This window comes from Enterococcus sp. AZ091, assembly GCF_051714805.1.
GTDB classification, from domain to species: Bacteria; Bacillota; Bacilli; order Lactobacillales; family Enterococcaceae; genus Enterococcus_D; species Enterococcus_D gallinarum.
Map to the genome: position 1 here is coordinate 436,302 of NZ_JBIOSO010000002.1, position 18,279 is coordinate 454,580.

19 protein-coding genes are annotated in these 18,279 nt (G+C 40.9%); 13 read left to right on the forward strand and 6 right to left on the reverse strand.

Annotated features, from left to right (window positions below; all coding sequences use genetic code 11):
- Window positions 1–64: 64 nt before the first annotated feature.
- Entirely contained in the window at window positions 65–1,423 is a 1,359-nt protein-coding gene (locus tag IGJ28_RS14510) for a Y-family DNA polymerase (RefSeq protein WP_252711514.1), read from the reverse strand.
- 381 nt (window positions 1,424–1,804) lie between these two features.
- Window positions 1,805–3,616, reverse strand: a complete 1,812-nt coding sequence (locus IGJ28_RS14515; RefSeq protein WP_176332977.1) for a sensor histidine kinase — start codon at window positions 3,614–3,616, stop codon at window positions 1,805–1,807.
- Between the two features lie 50 nt (window positions 3,617–3,666).
- On the opposite strand from IGJ28_RS14515, the gene IGJ28_RS14520 reads away from it, so the two are divergent.
- The gene (locus IGJ28_RS14520) at window positions 3,667–4,377 is read left to right on the forward strand and encodes a winged helix-turn-helix domain-containing protein (protein ID WP_160806021.1); all 711 of its coding nucleotides are present in this window, start codon (window positions 3,667–3,669) and stop codon (window positions 4,375–4,377) included.
- Here IGJ28_RS14520 and citG read toward each other — a convergent pair.
- The 3 genes from citG to IGJ28_RS14535 all read right to left on the reverse strand — a co-directional run bounded on the left by citG (window position 4,374) and on the right by IGJ28_RS14535 (window position 7,413).
- The gene (citG, locus tag IGJ28_RS14525) at window positions 4,374–5,234 is read right to left on the reverse strand and encodes a triphosphoribosyl-dephospho-CoA synthase CitG (RefSeq protein WP_086269048.1); all 861 of its coding nucleotides are present in this window, start codon (window positions 5,232–5,234) and stop codon (window positions 4,374–4,376) included. The genes IGJ28_RS14520 and citG overlap by 4 nt on opposite strands.
- Window positions 5,227–5,922 (reverse strand): GntR family transcriptional regulator, encoded by a 696-nt coding sequence (locus IGJ28_RS14530; protein ID WP_003125752.1) that lies wholly within the window; start codon window positions 5,920–5,922, stop codon window positions 5,227–5,229. Before IGJ28_RS14530 ends, citG begins: the two co-directional genes overlap by 8 nt.
- 144 nt (window positions 5,923–6,066) lie before the next feature.
- A complete protein-coding gene (locus IGJ28_RS14535; protein ID WP_005470665.1) occupies window positions 6,067–7,413 on the reverse strand; it encodes a CitMHS family transporter in 1,347 nt (448 codons plus the stop codon).
- A gap of 420 nt (window positions 7,414–7,833) precedes the next feature.
- Here IGJ28_RS14535 and IGJ28_RS14540 point away from each other — a divergent pair, with 420 nt between their 5' ends.
- From IGJ28_RS14540 to IGJ28_RS14585, 10 genes are read left to right on the forward strand one after another with little or no spacing between them, the layout of a single operon-like run.
- Window positions 7,834–8,160 carry a hypothetical protein gene (locus tag IGJ28_RS14540; RefSeq protein ID WP_103301007.1) on the forward strand — a complete coding sequence of 109 codons (327 nt, stop codon included), beginning with the start codon at window positions 7,834–7,836 and terminating at the stop codon, window positions 8,158–8,160.
- 18 nt (window positions 8,161–8,178) lie between these two features.
- Window positions 8,179–8,574, forward strand: coding sequence for an acetyl-CoA carboxylase biotin carboxyl carrier protein subunit (locus IGJ28_RS14545; RefSeq protein ID WP_003125756.1), 396 nt, complete (start codon window positions 8,179–8,181; stop codon window positions 8,572–8,574).
- Between the two features lie 47 nt (window positions 8,575–8,621).
- Window positions 8,622–9,737 carry a sodium ion-translocating decarboxylase subunit beta gene (locus IGJ28_RS14550; protein ID WP_081131559.1) on the forward strand — a complete coding sequence of 372 codons (1,116 nt, stop codon included), beginning with the start codon at window positions 8,622–8,624 and terminating at the stop codon, window positions 9,735–9,737.
- A 15-nt stretch (window positions 9,738–9,752) separates the two neighbouring features.
- Window positions 9,753–9,878 carry an OadG-related small transporter subunit gene (locus IGJ28_RS14555; protein WP_005470670.1) on the forward strand — a complete coding sequence of 42 codons (126 nt, stop codon included), beginning with the start codon at window positions 9,753–9,755 and terminating at the stop codon, window positions 9,876–9,878.
- Between the two features lie 21 nt (window positions 9,879–9,899).
- Window positions 9,900–10,886, forward strand: coding sequence for a [citrate (pro-3S)-lyase] ligase (gene citC / locus IGJ28_RS14560; RefSeq protein ID WP_060814509.1), 987 nt, complete (start codon window positions 9,900–9,902; stop codon window positions 10,884–10,886).
- 6 nt (window positions 10,887–10,892) lie between these two features.
- On the forward strand, window positions 10,893–11,201 hold the full coding sequence (gene citD / locus IGJ28_RS14565; RefSeq protein WP_003125761.1) for a citrate lyase acyl carrier protein: 309 nt from the start codon (window positions 10,893–10,895) through the stop codon (window positions 11,199–11,201).
- On the forward strand, window positions 11,189–12,076 hold the full coding sequence (gene citE, locus IGJ28_RS14570; RefSeq protein ID WP_438845461.1) for a citrate (pro-3S)-lyase subunit beta: 888 nt from the start codon (window positions 11,189–11,191) through the stop codon (window positions 12,074–12,076). The genes citD and citE overlap by 13 nt, the downstream gene beginning before the upstream one ends.
- 2 nt (window positions 12,077–12,078) lie before the next feature.
- Entirely contained in the window at window positions 12,079–13,611 is a 1,533-nt protein-coding gene (gene citF / locus IGJ28_RS14575) for a citrate lyase subunit alpha (protein ID WP_003125763.1), read from the forward strand.
- Complete coding sequence (gene citX / locus IGJ28_RS14580; protein WP_003125765.1) at window positions 13,604–14,155, forward strand: citrate lyase holo-[acyl-carrier protein] synthase; 552 nt, start codon at window positions 13,604–13,606, stop codon at window positions 14,153–14,155. Before citF ends, citX begins: the two co-directional genes overlap by 8 nt.
- Window positions 14,148–15,542: an oxaloacetate decarboxylase subunit alpha gene (locus IGJ28_RS14585; RefSeq protein ID WP_438845462.1), complete on the forward strand. Its 1,395-nt coding sequence runs from the start codon at window positions 14,148–14,150 to the stop codon at window positions 15,540–15,542. Before citX ends, IGJ28_RS14585 begins: the two co-directional genes overlap by 8 nt.
- Before the next feature lie 258 nt (window positions 15,543–15,800).
- On the opposite strand, the gene IGJ28_RS14590 is transcribed toward IGJ28_RS14585, so the two are convergent.
- Window positions 15,801–15,947, reverse strand: coding sequence for a hypothetical protein (locus tag IGJ28_RS14590; protein ID WP_086269049.1), 147 nt, complete (start codon window positions 15,945–15,947; stop codon window positions 15,801–15,803).
- A 271-nt stretch (window positions 15,948–16,218) separates the two neighbouring features.
- Here IGJ28_RS14590 and IGJ28_RS14595 point away from each other — a divergent pair, with 271 nt between their 5' ends.
- Window positions 16,219–17,700: a helix-turn-helix domain-containing protein gene (locus IGJ28_RS14595; protein ID WP_252711512.1), complete on the forward strand. Its 1,482-nt coding sequence runs from the start codon at window positions 16,219–16,221 to the stop codon at window positions 17,698–17,700.
- A 214-nt stretch (window positions 17,701–17,914) separates the two neighbouring features.
- Window positions 17,915–18,220 (forward strand): prepilin peptidase, encoded by a 306-nt coding sequence (locus tag IGJ28_RS14600; RefSeq protein ID WP_438845463.1) that lies wholly within the window; start codon window positions 17,915–17,917, stop codon window positions 18,218–18,220.
- The last annotated feature ends 59 nt before the right edge of the window (window positions 18,221–18,279 follow it).

An 18,279-nucleotide genomic window follows, 5' to 3' on the forward strand; every position in this document is an offset into this window, starting at 1 on the left:
TGGTCTACAGATTCAATTTATCAGCAAAAGAGATAGGCGTATAGCAAAATGCTTAGCAGCCATCCTATTTTGGACGAACTGCTTTGCCTTGAGGTTCGTTTGAGATACCATCCATTCCACCGGCATGACCACCAACGAGATTCGCCCGTGCAATCGCTCGTCCGCCTTCTAATTTGCTGGCAGCATGAACGATTGAAGTAAATCCATATTTGGCGCGAATTTTATCGATCAGTAAATCAAGCTTTCGCTGTTTTAGTTGTTCTTCCGGATCTTGGAACAAATCGAGCTGAACGCTTTGGGTAAAAACCAGTCTCGAATAAGTGATCCCCACATGACGAACCACTTGTCCTGTGTAGTATTTGCGAAATAAGGACAGTGCGTGAGCAATCAATAGTTTGGTGTTATCTGTCGCAGGGATTTTCATTTGGTGGGCAAAGCCCTTCTGTGTCTCTCCAAAAGCTGTTCCAATATAGAGATGGATACATTGTGTTTGGCAGCCTTCACGGCGGATTCGGGCGGCGACTTGTTCTGCCATTTCTTTGATAACTAATTCGATCTCGCTCTGCAAGTAATAATTTCGATTTAAGACTTGATTATTGCCATAACTTTTTTCCATTGTCTTTGGGGCTGGTTCTGCTAAAATCGTTCGATCGATCCCGTTGGCATGGTGGTATAATTGTTCCCCAATGATGCCCATACGGCTGCGCAAAAAATCTGGATCAGCATGAGCCAATGCTTTGATCGATTCGATCCCCAACTGAGTCAATCGTTTTTGGGTTCGAGAACCAATCCCCCAAAAATCAGTCATCTGCGAAATTCCCCATACTTTGCTTTCCACATCTTGATATGTCCATTCGGCAATGAAGGTGGGATTTTTCTTTGCTTCGGTATCGAGGGCCAATTTTGCAAGAAGAGGATTATCACCGATCCCGACAGTTACCCGCAGTCCGGTCGCTTTGAAGACATGGGCTTTGATTTTTTCTGCCATTTTGTGCCGCTTCTCGCTTCTAGAAAGAGAAGGATCAGGAAAAAATAAATGTAACGTTTGCGTCACATCCATCAGCGACTCATCAATTGAATAGAGTAAGAGATCTTCATCCGCCACATAGTTCCGATAAACGTTGTTGACTTTCAAATTTTCTTTGATATATAGATTCATGCGAGGTGAAACTTTATATAGATCCGGGTGGTTGGGCAAGTTGTCAGCACGAGTGACATTGGTGATCCCCAGAACAGTTTTCGCCATTGGCGAAGCTGCCAAGACTAATCCGTTTCCTGTGTTATCTGAATGAGACATGACTACTAGCAAGGCGGTCAAAGGATCTAGCCCTCTCTGGACACATTCGACAGATGCATAGAAAGATTTTACATCAATGAACAAAATATCCCGTAACGGTTCTTCTTCATAATTAAATCTCCCCATCAAAAACGCCTCCCTAGTTGTATAATACAAACATATGTTCTCTTTTGTAAAGCGAACACACCTTAAAACTTTTGATTTTTGTAAAATCATCGCGGCAATTAAAAACAGCTGCAACAAAAAAAGCCCTTGAGAAGGGCTTTAATGACATAAAAGCAGAACAGAAGCTGGCGCTAATAATCACGCGATGAGCTATCCTGTAATTTTTTTCATTGCAGAAAAACAAGAGGGAATTTCCGTGACAAACTAAAGTGAGTTTCGGCTGATGACGACAAACAATAGCTGGTTTTTTATTGTACTTTTCGTCAAACCTTCATTCTTTTTCGTTATAATAAAGGTATAGTGAATGAACGAACAAAAGGCTTAGATAAGTAATGCAAGCGATTACTGAACGTTGCCGCTATCTACTGGAATCCCTAGTGTAAAGGTCGTTCCATAGACGGTGCTTTTTACTTGTAAGATCCAATCGTTTTTCTTAGCAATCGATGAGACGATGAATAAGCCGAGACCAGTTCCATTGGACTCTGTCTTCGTTGTGAAAAAAGGCGTGAACATTTTACTTTCTATTTCTTTCGGGATCCCTGGACCATTATCTGTCACGGTAAGTTGCGCAAAATGTTTGTCGCAATAAGCAAGTGAATGGTTTTGGAATGCTGTCAACTGCTTATCTGCTGCTGCACTAAGTCTGACTTGGATGTGCGGGTTTTCTGGCTGAGCCTGATAAGCATTGGTGATCAAATTGTATAAAATAACTTGTAAGTCACTGGCTTCAATGAGTGCAGTGCCCACAAAAGAAGCTTGATAGGTCAATGTGACTTTCTTTGGTACGAGTACGCGCATGGTGTCAATGGCTTCTGATACCACTTCTTCGATCGAGAGGGATTCTTTCGTTTTGATTCCAGTCTTAGTAAAGCGCAATACATTCGTAGACAGGTTTTGGCCTTTTTGCGCTGCTTGGTAGACTTCATTTAGATCAGCAACGAGCGCTTCGTTTGACTGGTATTCTTCAATCAACAGTTGCAGATTTCCGATCATCGGAGTAAGAAAATTATTCATGTCATGAACAATGGTAGTGGTTAGCAGACCTACTGTTTCCAATTGCGATTTTTGCATCATTGATTTTTCAAGGGCATGCTTTTCCTTCAAAAAATTTTGCCGTTCAACTAAACGCAGATTTTCGATATAGGTCCGGTTTTGGCGATTGTAATGACTAAAACTGACTGCTAAAAGAATGATGATTGCTAAGAGAATGGTCAGTAAGCCAAGTATGATCAGATTTTTTTGCAGTGCGAGTCCATTTCGTTCATAAAAGTCCGATGAACTGGCAACGATCCAGCGTGCATCCCCAACCGTAATCCATTCATAGGCTGAGATTTTTAAAACTTTTTTGGGGTCTTCTTCTGTCCACCAGTAAGAATTGTAGCTTAATGTTCCTTTTTCATTGGTCTTTTGGACATCTTCTAAATGAGCCAAATCGCTGTAGTCGAGGTCAGGATATTTCAGCTTTCGCCCATTGATGATGTCTAATCCGATTTGTTCGGTGGAAGGGTGCATGAGCACTTTCATTTCTTCATTTTTGACCATCGTATAGCCATTTTGGTTTTCTGTTGTGTCAATCTCTTGCTGATATAGCTCTTCAAGATTGATTGGCAGAACCAAGATAGATTGAAGCACATGATGCTTGTCATAGACCGGTCGATATAAATTGACATAAGACGTATCATCAGCAAAGTAAGCTTCGCCGTTTTGAAGAACCGACCCCTTTAAAGCTTTGAGATAAAGGGGATCTTGATCAAAAGCCGTGACTTTGACAGGTTCTTTAACAAATTGGTCAGCATGGATGTCTTTGCCAGAAAGGAGAGTGCCCGTTGGTGAAACAAGATATAATCCGGCGGCAGCCGAGGTCTTGAATAGGAGACTGTTGTCCAACTGAGTGTCTTCGATCAGTTCATGGTAATTTTTTTCATTAAAAATATTCGAAGCATAATCTTCCAGTGCTAAAGTGTAAGATTTGATTTCCAATCGCAATATTTTGATTACAGAGTCATTGATTTTGGCTAGTTGATTCTCCCCCATTTTTAACGCATGTTTTTGTGTCTGCTGATAGCTGTTTGCTGTGATGACCATTCCTAATACAGTCAAAAAGAGGACGGTCATCATTCCTAGAACAAGCAATCTGCTTGAAGGCTTTTTCATAAAAAACGCTCCCTTTAATAATTTGATCCAAAGAACTAGGAGGAAAAAAAGTGAGAAACGAAAAAATTCTTGTCGTTGATGATGATCCAGCAATACGACGATTGATATGGAAATCACTCCAATCGACCGGAATCTTGATTTATCAAAGTGATTCGGTTGAAAAGACAGTCGATATCATGACACGGGTAAAATTTGATTTATTTTTATTGGACATTAGTTTAGAACATGAAAACGATGGGTACTATCTTGCTCAGATTATACGTGAAGAAGATCCACTTGTCCCGATCATTTTTCTCAGTGGCAAGAAAAATGAAGAAGACATCATTACTGGATTGGAAATGGGTGGAGATTATTATATTACCAAGCCATTTTTGCCTAACTTATTAAGAGCGCAAATAACAGTGACCCTTGATAGAGGGCAAGTTATCAAAGAGCATCGTGCCCTTTCAAAAGAGAGCAAAATCATGATTGGGGATTTCTGCTTTGACAAGTCCCGCTACCAACTCTACAAAAAGGAAGAGCCAATCAAGCTCTCATCCAAGGAAACAAAATTGATGCAATTTTTTATAGAAAACCCGGATCAAGTTTTTTCGAAAGAACAAATCTATCAAAGCGTATGGAACGGCAGTGAGCTAGACGCAAATACGGTCATGGTTTTTATCAATCATTTAAGAAATAAGATTGAAGATGATCCAAAGCAAGCTCGCTATATCAAGACAGTATGGGGATTAGGCTATACCTTTTTGCCCGATGGTGTTTAAAGGATCTCTTCTAGTTGAGCAAAATAAATACCTAATGCCAATAGATCAGCAGAACCTCCAGGACTTAAGTGGCGTTGAGTCAAAATCCTATCATAGCTTTGTAATTCATCAAGCAATTCTTCTTTTGAGAAGGTGGCTTGGTGAATTTTTTTGCTTTCTTCTTTCACTGTTTGCCAAGCGGATAAACCACCGCGATGCAATAAATTCCCATCTTCGATCTCACTCATCAAGAAAATCAGTCCCCGCAATAAACGTTCCTCCATTGGGAAATCAACAGTTGTCCGTAGAAAGGGGAGTAGTTTATGCGACAAACTAGGGTAGCCTGCTGCGGCTTCTCCTCGAATTCCGGTTATTCCGTATTCCAGATAAAGCTTTTCGCCATAAGTGAGCTGGGTCTTTATCTCTAAGTCTTTGAAATCTTCTGCGAGTAGGTGGTTTGTCATTTGCTGCGTGTAAGTCAAAATCCTCTCACTATCTTCTTTTATTAAAGGCAATGCCTTTTCTTGCAAGTACCAGCCAGTCGCCCCTAAAATGACTGCAAAAGAAAAATTGGCTCCTTTATGCGTATTGATGGCATGTGTTGCACGCAGCATGGCTTTTTCTGCAGCTACTCCGATTTTTCTAAGCTTATCAAACAACTCCCTAGGGGTTCCTTTGTGTGTCAGCCCTGCATGTAGGTACTGTTGAAAATAAGGACGTAAGCTGATCGTGCTATCGATAAATGTGAATAAGTTCATGTCTTGGTGCGCACCGGTTGTCAAGGGATCCACAAGTCCAGGTTTAGGACTGAGACTGACTTCATAGAACAATGCTTTGATGGCATAGTCGGTAATCTGGTTCGAAAGGGACTCAGTCAATTTGTCTACGCTCCATTTCCGCCAAAATAAACTGCAAGGATCGATCAAGGTGTTCATGCGTGATCAGCGTGATTTGTTCGACATTTTTTGTTTTCATCCCGCGAAAAATCAGCCAGTGTTCTTCCAATGCTTTATCTCTTCGTTTCGTCGAACGGATAGCGATGTCGCGAAAATAAACGAGATAGGCTTGTAGTTCTAGGACAATTGATTTTAAGCGAGGCATTTGACTTTTTTCATAGATAAATGCGTTGAAATCAGAGAAATTTTTTAAAACCAGCTCTATTTCATCGGCCTCATTATATTGTTCCCCTTGTTCTAATAATGTTTGCAGTTCTTGGAAATCTGCTTCAGTCATTTGATTCATGGCTTTGATCGTTGCTAGGGTATCTAATGATTTACGGATATCATAAATTTCGTAGGCATCTTTGATACGAATACCTTTGACGACGATTCCCGCTTTAGGAATATGTTCGACAAGTTTTTCATTCACTAATTGCTTCATAGCCAGGCGAATAGGAGTTCGACTAATGTTCAATTCTTCAGCAAAGACTTTCTCGTTGATTCGAGTACCTGCTGGAATATCACCAAGGATGATGGTTTTTCGAAACGCTTCATAAATCAGAACGTTTAATGTTTTGTTTTGTGTTAAATCAAGATTTTTTTTAACGGCTTCAACTATATTACTCATTTATTTTCCTCATTTCTCATGATACCTCTGAAAATAAAACATGCTAGTAAATTTTTTTCAAGATTTTCTTTGATTTCCTCATGTATTACTAATAAAAATAGGGACGAGACCGCAATGACGACCCGTCCCTATCAATCCTGAATATTATTGTGGAATGTAAAGCGGCATATGACCTAATAACACAATGGTAACGATAAAGATGACAAAGATTCCCAATGCATATTTTGCTGATTCTTTTTGCCATTGACCCATATCCAATCCAGTCAAACGTAACAGCAAGTAGATAAAGGCAACCAATGGGCTTAATAAGTGGAACGCCTGTCCCATCAATGAAGCAAGAGCCATCTGCATATTGGTAAAGCCATAAGCACGCCCTGCTTCTGCTAATACAGGTAGCACACCAAAATAGAAACCATCATTTGAGATGAAGAAGGTACCTGGCGCAGAAATAAGGGCGATAACTAGCCCCCAGAAGCCGGCTAATTCTTTCGGAATAATGTGAGTAAAGCTGTTAGCCAATGCTTCTGCCATACCTGAACCTTGGAACAATCCCATAAATACGCCCGCTGCAAAGACTAAGATAACGACTTGAACAGCATCTCCGCCATTGGCTCCAATTCGTGAAGATTGGTCTTTTAAAACAGGGTAGTTGACCATTAAAGCAATACACGTTCCAACTAAGAACAACAAAAGTGGTGGCAGTGCAATCGAATCAATGAATGAGCTAGCTACGAGCCAGGCAATCAATCCAATCGTCAAGATACCATTGAAAAGAAAGTTTTTTGGCCGGCGAATCTGTAGTGTTTCAGGGTCTGTTACCGTTGTCATTTCTTCGATTTCATCTGCAGTCAATTCAGTGATTCCTAAGCGTGCCCGTTCCTGTTTCCCCATTCTGCGAGCAACAAAGAAGATGACATAAAGAACTGAGATGATCATTCCTGGTGCCAGATAAGTAAGGATATCGGCATCAACTTCTAAAACGGCCATAGCTCGAGCAGTAGGTCCTCCCCAAGGGAGCAAGTTCATGATGGTATTTTGCAAGATCACCAGTACCCCAAGGTTCATCATTTTCATGTTTAATTTTTTATAAATCGGAATAAAAGCTGAACAGCAGATCAGGGTAGTGGTCGTTCCATCCCCATTTAAAGAAACGGTGGCCGCAACGACAGCAGTTGCCATCAAAACTTTCATCGGATCGCCTTTTGCGAAATAGATCATTTTTTTGGTAATCGGATCAAATAATCCAGCGTCCAGCATGATCGAGAAGTATAGTATCGCAAACAGCAACATAATCCCCGTATTAGAAGTTGTTTTGATTCCTTCTAGAACAAAATCCCCGATGTTTCCTTCTTTGGATACTCCTGACACCATTGCAACTAAGGTGAAAATCAAAGGAATGACCACCAAAGAAGTGAATGGAGACATTTTCTTTTTCATGATTACAAACATAAAGACAATAATCATGGCATAAGATAAAACCGTCAATAACATATTTTTCTTCCTTTCTACAACTGATTTAATAATTTCTGTTTTTGTAAACGGTGCCAATTCATTCCAATAAAAAACAAAGCTTCATGCCTTTGGGGGAGAAAGACACGTATTGGAAACAATTAGCTTTTCCGTTTGACGACTATAGAATAAGCAATATTCATTTGATAAGATAGATTGAATTCTGAAAAAGAACAGGAAAAAAACAATTTGGTATAGGTATTCTTAAAAGAGGTTTAACAAGATATTAATAAAATCTTAACGGCTGATAAACGTTGATTTAACAATGTTTATCAGCCTTTTTGTTGTAAGGTGAAGAAATAGGAACAGAAAAAAAACAATAATCTTTGATTTAGAACTACCGGATTGGTCCATTATCAATATAATGTGGTTGAGAACGAAAAAAATGAAAGGAGTAACTTCATGGGATTATTCGCCCGACTTTTCAAAAAAAGTGAACCACATCAAGAAATAACAAAAACATCTTCTGAAACGCTCGATGATAATGAATCTGAAATGAAATGGAAAGCGGTTCCTGCATATATCGAAGCTAGTGAAGAAGAATATCAACTTGTTAGTTTGATCGCGACAGCCATTGCGGCAGATGATCAACCTAAGAGCCAATTTGTGGTCAAGAAAGTAATGCAGCGCAATCCGGAGGCGAAACTTGTTTCCATCATCGTGTCAAGTCTAGCTGCTGGATTAAATGAAAAGAGTCAGTTTGTTATTCGAAGAATCAATAAAAATTAGCATTTTGGAGGAAAAACAATGTTACGTAAATTTAAAATTTCGATTGATGGCAAAGAATATCTAGTAGAGATGGAAGAAATCGGTGGTACACCACAACCTGTACTACCCGTTCAACCTGTAGTTGAAACACCAGCTCCGCAAACCGCAACACCAGCCGCATCCGAGGCACCATCTGTTTCTGAGGCACCCATTGCCGCAGGCGCAGATGCCATGCCTTCTCCAATGCCGGGAACGATTTTGAGAATCTTAGTGAATGTTGGAGATACTGTGGCGGAAAATCAACCATTGATGATATTAGAAGCCATGAAAATGGAAAATGAGATTGTTGCCGGAAAAGCGGGAACAGTAGCTGGTATTCATGTCAATCAAGGAGAGATGGTCAATCCTGGTGACCCATTGATCACGATTCATTAATAGGGATGAATCAATAAAAAATTTAATGAATAGAGGAAGTGACGTTAGTGGAAACTCTGATTGAAGGCTTTTTAGGGATGGGACAAGAACCCGGACGGATTGTCATGATGGTAGTCGGTGGCATCCTGATGTATTTAGGAATCAAAAAAGAATATGAACCAACACTACTAGTTCCGATGGGACTAGGAACGATTTTAGTAAATTTCCCGAACTCTGGTGTTTTGAGTGCTGGCGGGGAACCTGGTCCTTTTCAAGTATTGTTTGATATGGGGATCTCAACCGAGTTATTCCCATTGCTTTTGTTTATCGGAATTGGTGCCATGATCGACTTCGGTCCGCTGCTCCAAAATCCTTTTCTGCTTTTATTTGGGGCTGCAGCCCAATTTGGTATTTTCTTTACGATTATCGTCGCTGTCTTATTTGGATTTGATTTAAATGATGCAGCTTCCATTGGAATCATTGGAGCCGCCGATGGTCCAACATCCATCTTTGTAGCCAACACTTTGAATTCCAAATATATGGGAGCAATCATGGTTGCAGCTTATTCTTATATGGCTTTGGTGCCGATCATTCAGCCGGTTGCGATCAAGGCGGTCACAACGAAAAAAGAGCGTTCGATTCGTATGAATTATCGCGCTGGCGAAGTCTCACAAACAGCAAAAATTCTTTTTCCGATCGTTATCTCTGTCGTTGCCGGGCTCATTGCCCCTGTATCTCTGCCATTAGTTGGTTTCTTGATGTTCGGAAATCTCTTGAGAGAATGCGGCGTATTAGACCGACTTTCTATCACAGCTCAAAATGAGCTGGTAAACATCATTAGTATTTTGTTGGGGCTCTCTATCTCAGTAAAAATGCAGTATGAAGAATTTTTGCAAGTCGATACATTGATGGTGATCGCTTTAGGCCTGGTTGCCTTCATCATGGACTCTGTAGGTGGTGTCTTGTTTGCAAAAGTGCTGAACCTGTTCAGAAAAGAAAAAATCAATCCAATGATTGGAGCCGCGGGGATTTCTGCATTTCCTATGTCAAGTCGAGTGATCCAAAAAATGGCAACGGATGAAGACCCACAAAACTTTATTTTGATGCATGCAGCCGGTGCCAATGTTTCTGGTCAGATTGCTTCAGTTATTGCAGGTGGTTTATTGCTTGCCTTACTAACCTAAGAAAGGAGAGATTCGATGTCAGCAGATTTAATGAAATCACTGGAATTATTAGTGCTGGGATGGGGCGGCGTCTTCGTGGTTATCTTGATTATCTATCTTGCTTCGATGCTGCTTAGCAAACTTTTTCCAATCAAAAAATAAAAAGATAAAGAAGAGACGTTTATGTATTCATTAAAACGGCTATGGCTAAGAGATCAAGGAGTCTATAAACAGTGGGCTTCCTTGATGGATCGAGCCGGTCTGAATAAAGAGGAAGAACTTGATTACACAGTGGGAATCTACGATAACGATTTACTGGTTGCTACTGGATCCTATTATCACAACATATTGAAATGCTTGGTTGTTTGCAAAGCCTTTCAATCAGAAAATCTACTGACGGAAATCATTCAACATCTGGTTGATCGCTTGGCAGAAGAAGGGGAACAACATTATTTCTTGTATTCAAAACCCAGCAATGAATTGATCTTTCGCTCACTAGGGTTTCAGAAAATCATCGCAACCTCAGAAATTCTTTTTATGGAACGAGGATTGCCAAATTTTGCGAGCTATCTTTCTACGCTGGCTAAAGGGAAAAAAATGGGGATCGGAAGCGGGATAGTGATGAATGCCAATCCCTTTACCAAAGGACATCAGTATCTTGTCGAGACAGCTGCGCAGCAGAGTCAGCAAGTTTATGTCTTTGTGTTATCCGAAGATCGTTCAGAGTTTTCGACTGCAGATCGGATGGAAATGGTAAAACGTGGAGTCGCACACTTGTCCAATGTAACAGTTTTTCCCACCAATGATTACCTTGTATCTTCCGCAACGTTTCCTTCCTACTTTCTGAAAGACAGTGCCATAGAAACAGTAGCGAAGATCCAGGCAAAGGTTGATGCGCAACTGTTTAAAGAGAAGATAGCACCTGTATTAGACATTCGGACACGGTTTGTCGGAGAAGAACCCTATTCAAAGGTGACCGATACGTATAATCATGCGATGCAGGAAATGTTTGGCGACTCATTAGAATTGGTTATTTTACCTAGATTGAGTATTGATGGTGAGATCATCAGTGCTACCAAGGTTAGAGAAGCCTTGAAAAATCAGGATGACCGCCGTTTGAGACAATTTTTGCCATCAACGACATATCATTATTTAAAAAACGAGAGGTGAAACCATATGGAAATTACACAAATCGCAGTAGCCGGTACAGTAGAGTCAAGCGACATTTTGATTACTGTCGAGCCGACTGAAGCAGACGAAATCCAAATTTCTTTGGAAAGCAGTGTAGAGAAACAATTTGGTCAACAAATCAAAAAGGTGATCGAAGAGACCATCAAAAATTTAGGGATCAAGTCTGTTCGAGTAGCTGCCGTTGATAAAGGCGCTTTGGATTGTACGATTCAAGCTCGAACCATTACCGCGATTCATCGGGCAGCAAAAAAAGACGCATATGATTGGAAGGAGATTGATTCATGGAACGCTTAAGAAGAACCATGATGTTTGTTCCAGGTGCAAATGCAGCAATGCTAAGGGACGCACCCTTATATGGTGCAGACTCAATTATGTTTGATTTAGAAGATGCAGTTTTTCTTAAAGAAAAAGACTCCGCGCGTACATTGGTTCACTTTGCATTGAAAACATTTGATTACAGCAATGTAGAAACAGTCGTACGGATAAATAGTTTGGAAGCAGGTGGCGCCCAAGATATCGAAGCAATGGTTTTGGCTGGCGTTGAGGTTATTCGCTTACCAAAAACAGAGACGGCACAAGATATTTTAGATGTGGATGCGGTCATTACATCTGTTGAAAAAGACAATCAGATTCCAGTGGGCACAACGAAAATGATGGCAGCCATCGAATCTGCAGAAGGGGTATTGAACGCACGGGAGATTGCCAAAGCGTCAGAGCGACTGATCGGAATTGCTTTAGGAGCAGAAGATTACGTCACAAATATGAAAACCAAGCGCTATCCGGATGGACAGGAATTATCCTTTGCCCGCAACATGATTTTGCATGCAGCCAGAGCTGCAGGAATTGCGGCTATCGATACTATCTATTCCAATGTGGACAATGTAGAAGGATTCCAAAATGAAGTGCAACAAATCAAGCAGCTAGGATTTGATGGAAAGTCAGTGATCAATCCACGACAAATTCCGTTGGTAAATGCTATTTATACACCGACAGACAAAGAAATCCAGAATGCCAAAGAAGTCATCTGGGGAATTCGCGAGGCCGAAGCGAAAGGCTCTGGAGTTATTTCAGTCAATGGGAAAATGGTGGACAAGCCAATCGTTGAACGTGCACAGCGAGTGATTGCATTGGCTAAGGCAGCGAAGTTGATTACGGAGGAGGATATTTAGGCATGGTCATGAATAAAGTAGGAAAAGATATTCCACAAGTATATGCTGACCAATACGGTGTTTTTGAAGGGGAATTGGCGCATATCGATACGTATCAAGAAGCAAGTCGTACCGTTACCCCCGTTCGTCCAAGAGATACCAAACTTCTTAGCAGTATTCGCGAGGCGATCGAAAAGACAGGGCTGAAAGATGGCATGACGATTTCCTTCCACCATCATTTTCGTGAAGGCGATTATGTCATGAATATGGTCTTGGAAGAAATTGCTGGTCTGGGTATCAAAAATATTTCTATTGCCCCTAGCTCCATCGCAAATGTCCATGCACCGTTGATTGACCATATCAAAAATGGCGTTGTAACCAATATTACTTCCAGCGGATTGAGAGACAATGTGGGTGCTGCTATTTCAGCAGGAATCATGGAAAATCCTGTTGTGATCCGTTCACATGGCGGTCGGGCTCGGGCCATTGCAGCTGGAGATGTGCATATCGATGTGGCTTTTTTAGGCGCACCAAGTGCAGATGCCTATGGCAATGCCAATGGTACGGTGGGAAAAGCAACCTGTGGTTCATTAGGTTACGCAATGATCGATGCAAAATATGCAGACAAAGTCGTGATCATCACAGATACGCTCGTGCCATTTCCGAATACACCAATCAGTATTCCGCAAACCGACGTGGATTATGTGGTTGAAGTGGAAGCAATCGGTGACCCACAAGGGATTGCCAAAGGAGCCACCCGCTTTACCAAAAATCCGAAAGAACTATTGATCGCGGAATACGCAGCAAAAGTGATCACAAATTCTCCTTACTATAAAGAGGGATTCTCCTTTCAAACAGGTACCGGTGGTGCTGCATTAGCTGTTTCCCGCTTTTTGCGCGAAGCGATGCTTAAAGATGGAATAAAAGCGAGCTTTGCATTAGGCGGTATTACCAATGCAATGGTGGAACTATTGGAGGAAGGATTGGTTGAAAAAATCATTGATGTACAAGATTTCGATCATTCTTCAGCCGTTTCATTAGGAAGCAATGCAGGACATTATGAAATCGATGCTGAGATGTATGCTTCACCGTTAAGTAAAGGATCAGTGATCAACCAATTAGATACCGCTATTTTGTCCGCATTGGAAATCGATACAGACTACAATGTGAACGTGATGACAGGATCCGATGGTGTGATTCGGGGAGCGTCAGGCGGGCACTCTGATACGAGTATGGCATGCAAAATGAGTCTCGTTATTTCACCTTTAGTGCGAGGCAGAATTCCAACGATCGTTGACAAAGTAAATACAGTGGTCACTCCAGGAACAAGTATCGATGTGATCGTGACAGAAGTAGGGATTGCCATCAATCCAGATCGTCAAGATTTGATTGAACATTTTAAAACACTAGATGTGCCTCAGTATACGATCGAAGAGTTAAAAGAGAAAGCTTACCAGATTGTTGGAACGCCTGAAGCCATTCATTATGGCGATAAAGTAGTGGCATTGATTGAATATCGAGACGGCACGCTCATTGATGTTGTGAGAAATGTGTAGCTTGTTATTTGAGGGACCGGAAGTTTCATTAGCAGAAGTATTGGCGGCTAGAGAACAGCGTGCAAAACGGCAAAAGGAGTTACTGGAGTCGGCGCCCCAATACACACTGCTATCTGCCACCATGAATATTCCCGGACCTGTCAAAACATCAGATGAGTTAGAAGCTGTGTTTAAAAGCTTGACGGATGAAGTCGAGCGAGCAGTGGCGGATGCCTTTTCATTCCTTCATCTTTATCGAAATGAAAAAACTGGCTATGAATATTTTCTTTTACTTCCTTTAAAAAAAGAAGAACTAAAGAAAAGGATGGTGGCACTTGAAGAAAGACATCCTTATGGGCGATTAGCAGATCTTGACGTGCTTTGGCTAGAAGCGGGTGAAGTGCAGTCCATCAGTCGCGAAGCGTTAGGCTATCCAAGACGGCGCTGCTTTCTTTGTGACAAGGAAGCAAAACTATGCGGACGATCGAGAACGCATTCAGTCGAAGCAATACAGCAAAAAATAAATGAATTAGTTTCAAAAGGAAGGATGCAAGCAGATGACTAAGAAAATTCAATTCATGGAAACAGTCTTACGTGATGGCCAACAAAGCTTGATCGCTACCAGAATGCCGACGTCAGATATGTTGCCCATCATCAAAACATTGGATGAAGTAGGCTACCATTCATTAGAAATGTGGGGTGGAGCAACCTTTGATTCTTGTATCCGCTTCTTAAATGAAGATCCTTGGGAACGTCTTCGACAGATTCGCCGTGAAGTGAAGAACACGAAATTACAGATGCTTCTTCGCGGACAGAATCTACTAGGATACAAAAATTATGCGGATGATGTGGTGCGAAAATTTGTAGAGACATCGATCAAGAACGGAATCGATATTATTCGCGTATTTGATGCATTGAACGATACCAGAAATTTGGCGACTTCTATCACAACAGCAAAAGAAGCTGGTGGTCATTGCCAAACAGCGATCTCTTATACAACAAGCGAAGTTCATACCGTTGAATACTTTGTGCAATTAGCAAAAGAAATGGCCCATATTGGAGCAGATTCGATTTGTATCAAAGATATGGCTGGTGTGCTGACACCTCAAATCGGATTTGAATTGGTCAGCCGAATCAAAGATGCTGTGGATCTGCCATTAGAGGTCCACACCCACGCTACTAGTGGTATTTCAGAAATGACTTATTTGAAAGTTGCAGAAGCTGGGGCAGATATTATCGATACAGCAATTTCTTCATTTGCAGGGGGAACGAGTCAGCCAGCGACAGAATCTGTGGCGATCGCATTAGAAGAACTGGGATTTGATATAAACCTGGACAAAAAGAAATTGGCTGAAGTTGCTGATTATTTCAATCCAATCCGCGATCGGTTCCGAGAGGAAGGGATCTTGAATCCTAAAGTTAAAGATACAGAGCCAAAAACACTGATCTATCAAGTGCCTGGTGGGATGTTATCCAACTTATTGAGTCAGTTGACAGAACAAGGTCTGCAGGACAAGTACGAAGAAGTATTGGCAGAAGTGCCGAAAGTGCGTGCCGACCTTGGATTTCCTCCTTTAGTTACCCCTTTGTCTCAAATGGTTGGCACACAGGCTTTGATGAATGTGATTTCTGGGGAACGCTACAAACTAGTCCCAACTGAGATTAAAGATTACGTTCGTGGTCTTTACGGTCGTCCTCCGACACCAATCAAAACGAAGATCCAAGAAAAAATCATTGGGACGGAAGCAGTGATCACCGAACGACCAGCAGATTTGATTCCACCGCAGCTCCCGGAATTCGAGCAAGAAATCAAAGAATATGCCAAAACGGAAGAAGATGTACTGATGTATGCACTTTTCCCAGCTCAAGCAAAAGATTTCTTGGGAAGACGAGAAGATCCGTTTTATGACGTGGCGATCCAGACAGTCGATGTGACTATCGCGATTCCATAAAAAGAAAATGACTGAAATGTTTCTGAGCGAGAAAACACTTTGTTTCAACTCAGACGTTTCAGTCATTTTTTTTGGCTAATAGAAGTGAAAAGGGGAAGAAATGGCCATTCAACAATTGATCGCAGCAGTGTATTTTTATTTTTGACAAGCGAGAAATAAAAACAAATAGAAAAAAGGATTTGTTAGAGAATATTTTTTAACAAAACAAAAAGAGTGGTCAACAATCAATGGTCGACGACTCTTTTTCAATAGTTTAGGTTATCCAATTTTTTTAACTCTCCCGCCAATTTTATTTGCGAAGCGTTCGGCATCTTCTTTGCATGTATAAGTCAAAGCAATTGATTTATCTCGAGTTCTTTTTCCTTGTGCTGTCAGATAACCATGAAATATCTTGATAGCATACACTGCACTATCCACCTCCTCTACCTTTAAAGAATAACAAAAATACCGCTTACAATCAAGAGGGCTTTAACAAAAAATAACAATTTTATACAATTCGATGCCTGTTTTTGTCAAGATGACCGTTTTTTTCATAACTGGGTCCCTTTTTCTCGTATAAATCACGATAACTGGTGCTGCCAGAAGCTTACAACTGAGTATAATTCCTCCGCAGGGCGTATAATAAGGAAAACGATTCAGTCAATAACGGCAATGAAAACCAGTAAGGAGAAAAGAGATGAAAAATTTTCAACTTAATTTTATTACCAATAAGGAAACTGTAAGATGGCTGAAAATCTTGCATACCTTCGAGCGAATACCAACGCGATCAGTCAAAGAACTAGCCCAATTCACAAAAAGCACTTCACGAACGATCATTGCCGATATTACCGGAATTCGGCAATATTTTCAGCAGTCGATTCTGATTGAAAACACGAGTTCAGGCTATTTGTTCAAAGAAACCAATCGAGAAGCGTACCAAACTAAAAAGCGGTCATTGCTTGAAAATGAACCACTCTTTCACATTATTGAAGGGATTTTTCAAAGGCAGATCAAAGAGATCGGAGAATGGGCCGATCAACTCCACTTCTCAGAAAGTAGTTTGCTGCGCTATTTCAAAATGGTAGAAAATGAATTGGCGCGCTATCGACTGACACTGTCCCTGAAGAAAGTGGATTTCATTGGAAAAGAAATCGATATTCGCAGTTTCTTTCATGATTTTTATTATGAATCAGAAATAACTCCACACACGGTCTTGCCATCAATTGCCATCCAGTCGATTGCCTTTGCCTTACAAAAAAAGCACTTCTTCAGCAGCTATCCCAATGTTTCTTTGGGAGATTTTAGTTATACTCTAATGATTACTTTAGAACGTGAGGGTGACTTGCTTATCGAGTCAGAAATGATTCAAGCGCTGAAAGAACGAGAGGCATTCCAGCGTTTTTCAGCTATCAATGATGTGATTGATACGTCAATCGGCAAACGTTTGCCAGTGGAGGAATTATTGTATTTGTATGTGATGATTTTGTGCCGGCGTTCATTGACGGATCTGGCTGGAGAGCAGCAGTTTATTCAGGAACTCCAGCCGAATGTTGGGATTACAGACTGTGCCCAACTATTTTTATCCGCTTTTGGCCAGCAGAGTAATGACCTTCAGAGAGACATGATCCTTGTGCGTTCTTTTTTTACTATGCTGTATTTAAAAGAACAGCTATCACCAGTCACAAATCAAAATATTCTTGATATTCATGAAGTCGTCCAAGAGAAATACCCAGATTTGTATCTTGAGTTATTAGCATTCTTTACCGAACACCATCAGACAATCTCAGGGGGAAAGACAGCAGTAACAGAAATCACCGTGATGGCCGTCCTATTCATGGACTCACTAAAGGAAATCCATTGGGGAGCACCTAAAAATATTGCATTTTTATTAGAGGGAAACTACCTTGTTTGTCAGAATATCCAAGCAATGGCTATCAAATATCTTGGCCGGTTCCAGCACCTGTTTTTCCCGAATGCATTAGAGATGAACTTAGATTATTTAGAGCAGAATCATATTGATCTAGTAGTGACAAATTATAGTGAATATGTCAGTGATCAATTGATTGGAAACTGGCATTTGCTTTTTAAGTCAATTCCAGACGCAGAGGATTGGAATCGACTATTGTGGGAAATCAATCCTCGAATCATCAATGAATTTTCTTTAAGAAATGGTCAGTAACACTCAGTTTGTTTCGCAACAAAGGAGATGTCAGCAGTAGCAAATAAGAGCAAGAGGCTAGAGTCACATCCAATCAATTTGATGACATAAATCAGACGATCACGTACTGCTAGGTATCCGCTGTCAGCAGTACGTCGCTGAAGAATAAAAAAACTTCGTGTTTAAAAGAGCGTATTTGCTTATGAATAGGCTCTTTATTTGAGGTGTCGATTAGATGAGAGGAGTGTGTGGTTTGGGAAGAGCGTTGCTATTACCCATTTTATCAGTATTTAGTCTTGGTAGCTGTCTTAGTTCTTTTTTGATGGTTGTTGTTTATCGTTTGCCCCGTCAGGAATCATTGGGAGGCCGCTCTCATTGTGAGCACTGTGGAAAGGTAATAACCCCATGGCAGCTGATCCCTATTTGGTCATTTTTATTCTTAAAAGGCAAGTGCAGGAATTGTTTGGTACCGATTAATCGCAAGTATCCAATAAGTGAAATCATTGGTGGGATCCTGTTGGTCATATTGTATATATTTTAAGGAATTGAAGGGAAAACAAAAGGGCAATGATTGAGCAGGAGTCAAGACGAAACAAAGCG

Bases quoted from the DNA above. Each gene is read 5' to 3' on its own strand.
- citE (WP_438845461.1), top strand. From the start codon at position 11,189: ATGGAACGCTTAAGAAGAACCATGATGTTTGTTCCAGGTGCAAATGCA.
- IGJ28_RS14555 (WP_005470670.1), top strand. From the start codon at position 9,753: ATGTCAGCAGATTTAATGAAATCACTGGAATTATTAGTGCTGGGATGG.
- citC (WP_060814509.1), top strand. From the start codon at position 9,900: ATGTATTCATTAAAACGGCTATGGCTAAGAGATCAAGGAGTCTATAAA.
- IGJ28_RS14545 (WP_003125756.1), top strand. From the start codon at position 8,179: ATGTTACGTAAATTTAAAATTTCGATTGATGGCAAAGAATATCTAGTA.
- IGJ28_RS14595 (WP_252711512.1), top strand. From the start codon at position 16,219: ATGAAAAATTTTCAACTTAATTTTATTACCAATAAGGAAACTGTAAGA.
- IGJ28_RS14585 (WP_438845462.1), top strand. From the start codon at position 14,148: ATGACTAAGAAAATTCAATTCATGGAAACAGTCTTACGTGATGGCCAA.
- IGJ28_RS14600 (WP_438845463.1), top strand. From the start codon at position 17,915: ATGAGAGGAGTGTGTGGTTTGGGAAGAGCGTTGCTATTACCCATTTTA.
- citF (WP_003125763.1), top strand. From the start codon at position 12,079: ATGGTCATGAATAAAGTAGGAAAAGATATTCCACAAGTATATGCTGAC.
- IGJ28_RS14510 (WP_252711514.1), bottom strand. From the start codon at position 1,423: ATGGGGAGATTTAATTATGAAGAAGAACCGTTACGGGATATTTTGTTC.
- IGJ28_RS14540 (WP_103301007.1), top strand. From the start codon at position 7,834: ATGGGATTATTCGCCCGACTTTTCAAAAAAAGTGAACCACATCAAGAA.
- IGJ28_RS14535 (WP_005470665.1), bottom strand. From the start codon at position 7,413: ATGTTATTGACGGTTTTATCTTATGCCATGATTATTGTCTTTATGTTT.
- citX (WP_003125765.1), top strand. From the start codon at position 13,604: ATGTGTAGCTTGTTATTTGAGGGACCGGAAGTTTCATTAGCAGAAGTA.
- IGJ28_RS14530 (WP_003125752.1), bottom strand. From the start codon at position 5,922: ATGAGTAATATAGTTGAAGCCGTTAAAAAAAATCTTGATTTAACACAA.
- IGJ28_RS14515 (WP_176332977.1), bottom strand. From the start codon at position 3,616: ATGAAAAAGCCTTCAAGCAGATTGCTTGTTCTAGGAATGATGACCGTC.
- citD (WP_003125761.1), top strand. From the start codon at position 10,893: ATGGAAATTACACAAATCGCAGTAGCCGGTACAGTAGAGTCAAGCGAC.